Origin of the sequence: Terrisporobacter muris, from assembly GCF_024621905.1 — a bacterium.
Taxonomy (GTDB): Bacteria; Bacillota; Clostridia; order Peptostreptococcales; family Peptostreptococcaceae; genus Terrisporobacter; species Terrisporobacter muris.
Genome location: NZ_JANKBY010000381.1, coordinates 1 through 2,996, shown reverse-complemented (window position 1 = coordinate 2,996; position 2,996 = coordinate 1). Strand labels below are relative to the sequence as shown.

Annotated in this window: 3 protein-coding genes; all 3 read right to left on the bottom strand. The window is 25.6% G+C overall.

The window, feature by feature from the left end; all coding sequences use genetic code 11:
• Window positions 1–164: 164 nt before the first annotated feature.
• A complete protein-coding gene (vanT, locus tag NSA58_RS18080; RefSeq protein WP_052233113.1) occupies window positions 165–1,337 on the bottom strand; it encodes a serine racemase VanT catalytic subunit in 1,173 nt (390 codons plus the stop codon).
• Window positions 1,338–1,500: 163 nt separating this feature from the next.
• Window positions 1,501–1,899 (bottom strand): hypothetical protein, encoded by a 399-nt coding sequence (locus NSA58_RS18075; RefSeq protein WP_074078730.1) that lies wholly within the window; start codon window positions 1,897–1,899, stop codon window positions 1,501–1,503.
• Between the two features lie 121 nt (window positions 1,900–2,020).
• On the bottom strand, window positions 2,021–2,996 hold a 976-nt coding region (locus tag NSA58_RS18070; RefSeq protein ID WP_257560780.1), incomplete at its 5' end, for a sensor histidine kinase.

The following is a 2,996-nucleotide window of genomic DNA, read 5'->3' as shown; positions in this document are numbered from 1 at the left end:
TTCCATTTTATTTCTGGTGAGTAGTGTACTCTTGTACTCATAATAAAATAACCTCCTTTAAAATCATACATATAGTATGTTTCAAAAGAGGTTGTTTTATTTATTCCCGTGTAAAGGGTTCACTTCACTTACGATCTACAGTTTCTTTTTGTATAATATTTTAATTAGTAATGATATACTCTTTCTACTCTACTACCTATACAGCTCAATGTCTCATTTGTTATCGTTCCACTTAGTCTGCTTAATTGATTAACTGGTAAATAATACTCTCCATCTTCTCCAAATAATGTTACTATATCTCCTTCTTTAACATCTTCTATATCAGTCACATCTACCATTGTTTGATCCATACAAACATTACCTATTATTCTTCCGAATTGACCATTTATTAAAACCTTAAAATCTTTTTTAGATACTGCTCTAGAAAACCCATCTGCATATCCAATTGTAATCGTAGCTATTTTCATTGGTCTTGGAGTAATAAAGTTATTTCCATAACCTATATTTTCACCTACGCCTACTTCTTTTACCATAGCTACCCTACATCTTAAAGACATTGTTGGTTTAAATTGCTCATTTTCAGGTAATTTACTTAATATATCATCACATGGGTCACAAGGTACACCATATAATATAATGCCTGGTCTCGCTAAATCTCTATGTATTTCTCTATAAGATGTTATTCCATAAGAGTTTTGTAAATGAACTTCTCCTAGGTTAATTTTTTCCTTTTCTAGGTTATCAATTATATAATCAAAATTTTCAATTTGTTTTCTAGTAAATAATATATCTTCTTCTACTTTGCTATCAGCTCTGCATAAATGCGAGAATATACCTGTAACATGAATATCTTTTAAATTATATATCGATTTAATATCCTCTATGTGTTCTCTATTTTCACCTATTCTATTCATTCCCGTATTAAGAGCCACATGACATTTAACTGTTCCTGGTAATTCACTTAATTCTTTAGCATATTTACTATTTACTAAAGTCTGTGTTAAATCATATTTTATTAGTTCATCCTTTTGGCAAACAGGTGTATATCCTAGAACTATTATTTCGCCTTTAATATTTCCTTCTCTTAATTCTATAGCTTCACTAATACATGCTACTGCAAAATGTTTTATTCCAATACTTTCAAAATAAGTAGCCACTTCTACAGCTCCATGACCATAGGCATTAGCTTTTACTACTCCTACAATTTCACAATTTTCATCTAACATATTTGAAATAACCTCTATATTATGCTTAAAATTACTTAAATTGATTTCTGCAAAAGCTCTTAATTTAGAAGTATCAATTTCTTTTTTACTATTATAAATTTTTGCTACCATTACAATATCCCCCTAATATATTTTAATAGTCTACATTTTAGTTTAAATAATATTATGTCATATATAAATGCTATCTTAATTATAGCATATTTTTTGAATATTAATAATATTCCATTAAATTAACATAAAAATAAGCCATTAAAAATGGCTTATTTTTCTCTTATTATCCATAATACTCATTATTAGGTTTATATGATTGATTTTTTTCTCTTCGTTTATTTTTAATACTTTGTTTATTTTCTGAGCAATGAGGACATTCATCTCTTCTCAATCTTCTAGAATTAAATTCATTCACTGCCTTTTCTAAATTTTCTTGTTCTTCCTCTTCTTGTCTTATAAATTCATCTTCATAAAACTGCATTCTTTCTTTATCTCTAAAAATTTCTTCTATTCCATCCTCATAGTATCTTGCCAATTTCTTATCTTCAATTAACCCTATTATTTTTCTTGCACCTATATATGCACCTGCTGCTACTCCGGCAGTTGCTGCACCAAATATTATAGCTTTTCTAAGTTTTTTATTTAGATCCATATAGTGTTCAATACATTCAATACTTTTCATATTAAAATCTCCTTCCTTAAAAGGTTATTATATATAAATAGTATTTGTATTTATCTTATAAAAAATTATAAATTTCGATATTAATATTTGTAATTACTATGTAAACTTCAATAATTTAGCATTATATATCAGACAATTCCAATGCTACTCTTCTTGACATCCCATCATAAGTATCAGTTATTTGATCTTCTTTTTTACTTTGTTTATCAAATATAATCCTTATTGTAGTTCCTTCTCCTTCTTTACTAACTACTTTTATATCTCCTTTTAAAGCATCAACCATTTGTTTTACTATATTTAGTCCTAGTCCTGTTCCTTCTTCATGGGATAAATTATTGTTATCAAATCTTTCAAAGCGATTAAATAGCTTGTTTAATTTGTTTCCTGGTATTCCAAATCCTGTATCAATTATTTCAATAATTACTTTATTTTCTTCATCTATGATATTTACAAATATGCTCCCATTTTCGCTATTATACTTTATAGCATTTGATAAAACATTAAGTATAATTCTTTCAATAAAATCTATATCTGCTAAAATATATATTTCTTCTTCTTCAGTATCAAATATAACTTCAATATTTTTATTTTGAGCAAAATTTATAATAGACATAGTTAAATCTTCTACTAAAGATACTATATTTATTATTTTTAAATCCATATTTATTATATTTGCTTCAAATTTAGTTGAGTCAATAAAATTATTAATCATTCTAATTAATCTATCACAATTTCTTTTTATTAAAATATTGTATTCATGTAACTTTTTATAATCATTTTGTGTTTTCTCTAAATCAAGTAACTGTGCTGTCGAATATATTACATTAACAGGTGTTTTAAATTCATGAGATATATTTGATAACATCTCATTTCGTCCTAACTCTATTATTTTGTTTTGTTCTAATGTATTTTTTAACTTTTCTATTTGAATTTTTGCATTCAAGTCTTGTATTATTATCATATTTAATATGGAGTCTTTTTCATTATCTTTAATATTAATTTCTTCACCTAAAAATTCATTATCTTTAAATTTTAATCTAACATTATTAGTTAAAAGTTTATTTCCACATATTTTATTACTTCTACTCATAATCAAT

Bases quoted from the DNA above. Each gene is read 5' to 3' on its own strand.
- vanT (WP_052233113.1), bottom strand. From the start codon at position 1,337: ATGGTAGCAAAAATTTATAATAGTAAAAAAGAAATTGATACTTCTAAA.
- NSA58_RS18075 (WP_074078730.1), bottom strand. From the start codon at position 1,899: ATGAAAAGTATTGAATGTATTGAACACTATATGGATCTAAATAAAAAA.